This is a genomic window from Mesorhizobium sp. M1E.F.Ca.ET.063.01.1.1 (assembly GCF_003998155.1).
Lineage (GTDB): Bacteria > Pseudomonadota > Alphaproteobacteria > Rhizobiales > Rhizobiaceae > Mesorhizobium.
This window is the reverse complement of the sequence record NZ_RZSC01000293.1, coordinates 1-6,955: the sequence shown is the minus strand read 5'-3', so window position 1 is coordinate 6,955 and position 6,955 is coordinate 1. Positions and strand designations below refer to the sequence as shown.

The 6,955-nt window shown below is 66.5% G+C and carries 6 protein-coding genes; 3 read left to right on the top strand and 3 right to left on the bottom strand.

The window, feature by feature from the left end:
* Positions 1–695: DUF4239 domain-containing protein (locus tag EOA29_RS20145; protein WP_127221343.1), on the bottom strand; the 695-nt coding region annotated here is incomplete at its 3' end.
* A gap of 218 nt (positions 696–913) precedes the next feature.
* Here EOA29_RS20145 and EOA29_RS20140 point away from each other — a divergent pair.
* From EOA29_RS20140 to add, 3 genes are all read left to right on the top strand, one after another.
* Positions 914–1,699, top strand: coding sequence for a ThuA domain-containing protein (locus tag EOA29_RS20140; protein ID WP_126094752.1), 786 nt, complete (start codon positions 914–916; stop codon positions 1,697–1,699).
* Positions 1,700–1,794: 95 nt separating this feature from the next.
* Positions 1,795–2,853 (top strand): Gfo/Idh/MocA family oxidoreductase, encoded by a 1,059-nt coding sequence (locus EOA29_RS20135; RefSeq protein ID WP_126094751.1) that lies wholly within the window; start codon positions 1,795–1,797, stop codon positions 2,851–2,853.
* Positions 2,854–3,086: 233 nt separating this feature from the next.
* Positions 3,087–4,079, top strand: a complete 993-nt coding sequence (gene add, locus EOA29_RS20130; RefSeq protein WP_126094750.1) for an adenosine deaminase — start codon at positions 3,087–3,089, stop codon at positions 4,077–4,079.
* Between the two features lie 272 nt (positions 4,080–4,351).
* On the opposite strand, the gene EOA29_RS20125 is transcribed toward add, so the two are convergent.
* Entirely contained in the window at positions 4,352–5,077 is a 726-nt protein-coding gene (locus EOA29_RS20125; protein WP_126094749.1) for a 3-keto-5-aminohexanoate cleavage protein, read from the bottom strand.
* 116 nt (positions 5,078–5,193) lie between these two features.
* Positions 5,194–6,955, bottom strand: a 1,762-nt coding sequence (gene fhuB, locus EOA29_RS20120; protein WP_127221342.1) for a Fe(3+)-hydroxamate ABC transporter permease FhuB, incomplete at its 5' end; no start/stop codon positions are given.

The window sequence follows — 6,955 nt, the reverse complement described above, 5'->3', positions numbered from 1 at the left end:
GAGAAGGGCGTGTCCATGTCCATGATCAGATAGATCGCCGCGGCCGCCAGCGCCCCCGAGATGAGGAATGTGCCGACGATGGTGGCGTTGCGCGGCGCCCGGAAGCCGAAGCTGGCGAAGATCAGCATCAGCCAGGCGACGAGAAGCGCGATCAGCGGCACGGGGATGATGCCGTCGGACTGTTCGACCAGCACCCAGCGCTGCTCGATCACCTTCTGCAGCAGCTGTTGCGCATTCTGCAGCGTCGCGGCGTGCCTCGCCTCCGGCGGCGTCAGGACCGCCAACTGGTCGCCGACCTGGTTCAGCAGCAGCTCGGACAGCCGGTTGGCGACCGCCGGCGTCTTCTGGGTGGGCGAGGTGGCGTCGACGACCCGCTGCACATAAGCGGCGAGCGAAGCGCGCGCGATGCCTGTCTCGGGTCCGTACTGCCTCAGCGAGCGGTCGAGCAGGATCAGTTGCGTGGCGAAGCTGTGGACGTTGTGGTCGATGGTCTCGAACGTGTTCTTGGCCGAATTGATCATCAGGCCGAGCACCAGCGAGGACATCACCACGAAGAGGTTCGCGGCAAGCCGCACCACGGCGCTGGTGTCGTCCTGACGGTGATGGGCGGGAAAGCGCTCATAGACCATCAGGCTGACCAGCGCCGCCCCGGCCAGACAAGCAAAGATCGCTGTCCCTACAAGCACTTCGCCCATCGCCAATATTGCGCACGGGAAGGGGCGCTTGCCAATCGGCTGGAGGAAGTTGAATCAGTTTGGTGGCATAAAGGCCTATGTCGTTGTTCGGAAAGGATGCTCTCGGCTGAACTCAGTCCGAAGCAGAGCGAAGGTCGAAAACCGCTTCCAATACTGGCGCAAGACGCTATCTATGGCGCGGGGCGGCTCCACCCTCACAATCATGCACGAGGCTATCCATGACAATACGCGCTGTCGTCTGGGGCGAGAACATCCATGAGCGGACCAACGAGGTGGTCGCCGGCATCTATCCGGAAGGCATGCACGCCACCATCGCCAACGCGCTGAATGCCGACCCAGGCATCTCCGCCTCGACCGCGACACTGGAGCAGCCGGAGCACGGCCTGCCGGAGTCCCGCCTTGCCGAGACCGACGTGCTTGTCTGGTGGGGTCACAAGGACCACGGCGCGGTGACCGACGAGGTGGTCGAGCGCGTCGCCCGTCGCGTCTGGGAAGGCATGGGGCTGATCGTGCTTCACTCCGGCCATTTCTCGAAAATCTTCAAGCGGCTGATGGGCACGCCCTGCACGCTGAAATGGCGCGAGGCCGGCGAGCGCGAGCGGCTCTGGGTGACGAGCCCCAGCCATCCGATCGCCGATGGCGTCGGCGAATATTTCGAGCTCGAGAACGAGGAGATGTATGGCGAGCAGTTCGCGGTGCCGGAGCCGCTGGAAACGGTGTTCATCTCCTGGTTCCAGGGCGGCGAGGTGTTCCGTTCAGGGCTGACCTATCGGCGCGGCACCGGCAATGTCTTCTATTTCCGGCCAGGACACGAGACCTATCCGACCTATCATGACGCCACCGTGCACAAGGTGCTGCGCAACGCGGTGAAATGGGCACACAACCCGCAAGGGTCGAAGCCGGCCATCCTCAACGCGCCGAACGTGCCGGTCGACGAGGCGCTGGAGCCGATTGTCGAGCGCGGCGGCAAGCTGCACGCGGCCGGCGAGGCCGGGTTCCGCTAAAGAACTCCAACAGCGGTTTTCCGTCTGGAACTGCGTAGAAATACCACTTAGACACATCCGTCATTGAATCGAACCAATTCCTTCGGAGAAGCATAATGCGGCTTTTGATACTCGGTACCGGCTGGATGGCGCAGGAGCATGCGCGCCGCTTCAGCGCCATCGAGGGCGTCGACATCGTCGGCGCCGTTGATGTCGATCCGGCCCGCGTCGGCGAATATGCCGACGCCTACAAGATCCCGAAACGCTTCACCTCGCTGGAGGCGGCGCTCGACTGGGGCGATTTCGACGCGGTCGCCAATGTCACGCCGGACCGCATCCATCATCCGACCACCATGGCGCTGATCGCCGCGGGCAAGCCTGTGCTGTGTGAAAAGCCGCTGGCCGAGAATTTCGGCAAGGCGAGCGAGATGGCCGATGCGGCGGAAGCGGCCGGTGTCGTCAACATGGTGAACCTCACCTATCGCAACGTGGCTGCGCTGCAGAAGGCGCGCCAGATGGTGCAGGCGGGCGAGATCGGCACGGTACGCCATGTCGAGGCGTCCTATTTGCAGAGCTGGCTGGTGTCGAAATTCTGGGGCGACTGGCGCACCGATCCGAAATGGCTGTGGCGGCTGTCGCGCGGTCACGGCTCGAATGGCGTGCTGGGTGACGTCGGCATCCACATCCTGGATTTCGCGAGCTATGGCGCCGCCCTCGACATCGACCACGTGTTCTGCCGGCTGCGCGCCTTCGACAAGGCGCCGGACAACCGCATCGGCGACTATCAGCTCGACGCCAATGACAGCTTCGCCATGACGCTCGACTTCGCCAACGGCGCCTTCGGCGTCGTGCATGCCAGCCGCTGGGCGACCGGCCATCTCAACGAGCTGCGGCTGCGCATCTATGGCGACAAGGGCGGCATCGAGGTGGTGCACAATCTCGACGGCTCGATGCTCAAGGCTTGCGTCGGCGAGAATGTCGAGAACGCCAAATGGGACGTGCTCGACGCCGGCACGGTGCCGACCAACTACCAGCGCTTCGTCGAGGCGGTGAAGAGCGGCGTGCAGACCGAGCCGAACTTTCGCCACGCGGCGGGTTTGCAGAAGGTGTTGGACCTCTCCGTGGTGTCGGACGAGAAACGCGCCGAGTTGAGGGCCAACGCGGACACGCAATAGCGCCTTTCCTCGCCCCCGCCAAAGCGGGGGAGAGGTGTCCGCGAAGCGGACGGAGAGGGGGCCTTCGTAGGGCGCTCCCCTCTCCGTCTCGGCTTCGCCGAGCCACCTCTCCCCCACTCCGTGGGGGCGAGGAACGGGCTCCCGTGCGCGCCACACAATTCTTTCAATCATTTCTTGAAGCTTGGGCCTGGCGTTTCGTGATTTGATGCAGCCATTAGCTCGGGAGGCTTCCATTGACCGACTACATCGCATTGCCGAAGGCTGAAGTGCACATCCATGTCGAGGGCTGTTTCGAGGCCGACGACGTGATCAGGAATTGCGAGGAGGCCGGCATTCCGCTGCGCGCCCCGCGCGACAGGCTCTTCGAGGCCCACGACCTGAAGAGCTTCCTCGAAATGCTCGACTGGCTGTGCGGCACGTTCCGCACGCGTGAGCAACTGGCCGTCACCGCCTATAAATTTGCGCGGCGCATGGCCAAAAGCGGCGTGCGCTACGCCGACGTCATCGTCAACCCGACCCACTGGCCGCACTGGCACGGGAACATCCCCGGAATGATCGACGCCTTCGATGCGGGTTTCGCGGCCGCCGAGCAGGATGGCTACCCGTCGGTCGGGCTTTGCGTCAGCCTGCTGCGCACCCAGTCGGCCGAGGATGCCATCGAACTGGTGGAGTTGCTGAGCAGGATCAGGCATCCGCGCGTCGTTGCCCTTTCGATCGACGGCAACGAAGCGGCCGCCGGCCGCACCGGTCCGCGCTTCGCCGAGGCATTCCGCCGCGCCGCGGCGGCCGGATTGCGGCGGACCGTCCATGCCGGCGAGTCGAGCGGTCCTGAAGGTGTCCGCGACGCGATTGAACTGCTGGGCGCCGACCGCATCGACCATGGCGTGCGGGCGATCGAGGAGCCGGCCCTGGTCGACCTGCTGGCGCAGCGGCGGATTCCTCTTGGCATCTGCCCAATCTCCAACATCACGCTCGGCGTCTATCCAGCGCTTGCCGAACATCCTATCGATGCGCTCCGCAAGGCCGGCGTCGCCGTCTCGATCAACACCGACGATCCGGCGCTGCTCGACACGACCCTTGAAGCCTCTTACGCCGCCTGCGCCGATACCTTTGGCTGGGACGGCGAAACAATCCGCCAGCTCGCCGCGACATCGGTGCATGCGAGCTATGCCGATCCTGCCGTGAAGGCACGGATCCTGGCGGACCTGGCGATTTGGCGGGGCTGACAAGGCTTCCGTTCCTAGGTGCTCCAACCGAACGAGAGGCGCGGAACTCAGGGCCGATGCGGATAGGCGGTGAGGCCGGAGCGCCAATCTCCCCCCTTGCGGGGGAGATGCCCGGCAGGGCAGAGGGGGGGTGCTGTCCCGCTAGCTTGTCAGCTGTTGTCGGTCACGACATCCGGTGCAAGGTCTATTGCGAGAAACCGCCTGCGCCGGCGATCCTTCACACCCCCCTCTGTCCTGCCGGACATCTCCCCCGCAAGGGGGTAGATAGACCGTCATCTGTTGCCTCGATAAATCCCCACCGCCGCGGCAACCAGCGCGGCGTTCCCCGCAGCCACACTTCCGTCCAGCAACTCCTTGCCGTCCTCCAGTCCGACGCGCGTCGAAAATTTCCGCGCCGCCGCCCGCTCGACGAAGGGCCACACGGTCGCGTTCTCGCCATGCAGCAGGATCGCGCGATGGACGCCTTCGCGTTCCAGCACCTTCACAATGCCGTTTGCAATCGCGAATGCCTCGTCCAGCTTCTGCTCGGAAATCTCGATCAGCACGCGCAGCACCCGCCTGCCATGGTCGAGGCTGGCCAACCTTAGCGCGTCGCCGATCGATGCCAGCCCGGCCTCGATGCCGACGCCGCGGTCGCGCAAGGCCTCCATCACTTCCGGCGCCGCCGCTTCGCTGAGATTGACCGAGGCGTAGTCGGGCAGCTCCTTCCAGCCGGCGATTGCCGCAAGCGTGCGCCTGTCGTCCTTCTCGATCCAGGCGCCGGTGGAGACACCGATCAGCGTGCCCGGACAGGCGCGGCGCAGCGCCGCCACCGTCCGGTCCATCGCTTCCGGGGCGAGGCTTTCCTGATGGTCGGCGCCGCGCGCATGGACATGCAACTCGGCGGCGCCCGCCGCGATCGAGGCCGCGCCATCGCGCGCCATGGCATGCGCGTCGAGTGGCAGGGCCGGATGGAAATCGGCGGAGCGGGCGCCGTTGATGCAAGCCTGGACGATCATGACGATGGCGATCCTGTTGCTGGGCCAAGTCTAGCGCAGGCAGGGCAAAGCGGAAACGGCGGATGGTTAGGCTTGCCGACCTTTGTCCGGCTGGACACGGGGGGCTCGCGGAAACCTCAGGAGGTCTTCCGCCTTCCCATCGCAACCCCCATCACCGCCACGCTCCCGATCAGCACCGACAGCACCCCCGCCGGCAGCTCCGTCGGCGCAAACACCACGCGTCCCATCCAATCCGCGAACACCACCAGCGCAGACCCGATCATCGCGGCGCCGAACAGTTGCGGCCTGGCGCGACGCAGTTCGATGAGCCCGGCCAGGTGCGGCGCGAGCAGACCGACGAAGCTCATCGGTCCGACGATCAGCGCCGCCGCCGCGGTCGTGACCGCCGCCAGCACCAGCACGGTGAGACGCGCTGCGTGCAGCGGAACGCCGAGATTGGTCGCCATGCCTGCTCCCAGCGGCAGGATCTCCAGCCAGCGCCCGGCAAGCGCGGCGAGCAGCAGCCCGGCAATGCCGGCGCCGAGCACGAGGACGGCGAAATCCAGCTCCACCCAATAGGTCGAGCCGCTCAGCCAGGCGAGCACCTGGCCCGAGCGCGGATCGCCGAGCGCCAGGAAAAGCAGGCTCGAGGCATCGAGCAGCGCGGTGATGGCGATCCCGGTCAGCAGCAGCCGCTCCGGCGTGAAGCCGCTGTCGAGCCCGAGCAGCAGGATCGCGCCGGTGACAACCAGCGCGCCGACCGTCGCGCCGACAAGCTGCAGCTCGGCGCCGGCATCGGCGAAGAGAAGCAGCACCGCGATCAGCCCCATGGCGACGCCGCCGCCGATGCCGAGGATTTCCGGGCTCGCCATTGGATTGGCGAACAGGCGCTGGACGAGACAGCCGGCGACGCCGAGCCCCAGCCCCGCGCCGCAGGCGGCGACGACGCGCGGCAGCCGCCAGGGGAAAGCCTCCGAATAAAAGCCGAAACCATCCGGCGCGCGGCCAACGAGGAAGGCTAGCGCGAGCGCCAACGCAAGCGCAATCGCCAGTCCGGCGAGCACAAGCGCCGGCCGCCTTGCGCCGCCGGTACCGAGGCTTGCCACCAGCCCGCCGTCAGTCTTCAGCATCAGGCGCGGCACGCGTCTCAGCAAGAAGATCAGCATCGGCGCGCCGATCAGCGCGGTGACGGCGCCGGTCGGCAGATCGGCGGCCTGGTCGGGCGGCAGGAGCTGGGTGAGCTGGTCGACCATCAGCACCAGGGCAGCGCCCGCCAGGGGCGCGGCGACCAGCCGCTCGCCGAGCTTTTCCGCGCCGAGAACGCGCGCCAGATGGGGAGCCGCCAGCCCGACGAAGCCGATGATGCCGACGGCCGCCGCCACGCTCGCCGAAAGCAGCACGGCAATAGCCACAAGCAGCGGCTTCAAGAGCGTGGTCAGGCCGAGGCTCTTCGCCTGCTGGTCGCCGAAGCCGAGGATGAGCAAAGGCCGCGCCAAGGCCATGGTGGCGATTGCGCCGGTCGCGACGCGCAGCGCCAGTTGCTCGACGCCGCTCCAGCCGTCCTCGACCAGTGAGCCGGCGCCCCAGATGAACATCGAGGCGAGATATTGCTGGTTGAGCAGCATCAGGAGGCTGGAGATCGAGCCCAGCGCGAAGCTGACGACGAAGCCGCAGAGTATCAGCGTCGTCGGGTCGGCACGCCAGCGCCAGCCGACCGCGGCGATCAGCCCCCAGGCGGCGAAGGCGCCGGCGATCGCCAGCAGCTCCGGATGCGCGGCATGCACGGCAGGCGCGGCAAGCAGGCCGATGGTTAATGCCAGATGCGCGCCGGCGTTGACGCCGAGCGTTTCCGGCGCGGCAAGAGGGTTCTGCAGCACCTGCTGCATCAAGACGCCGGCC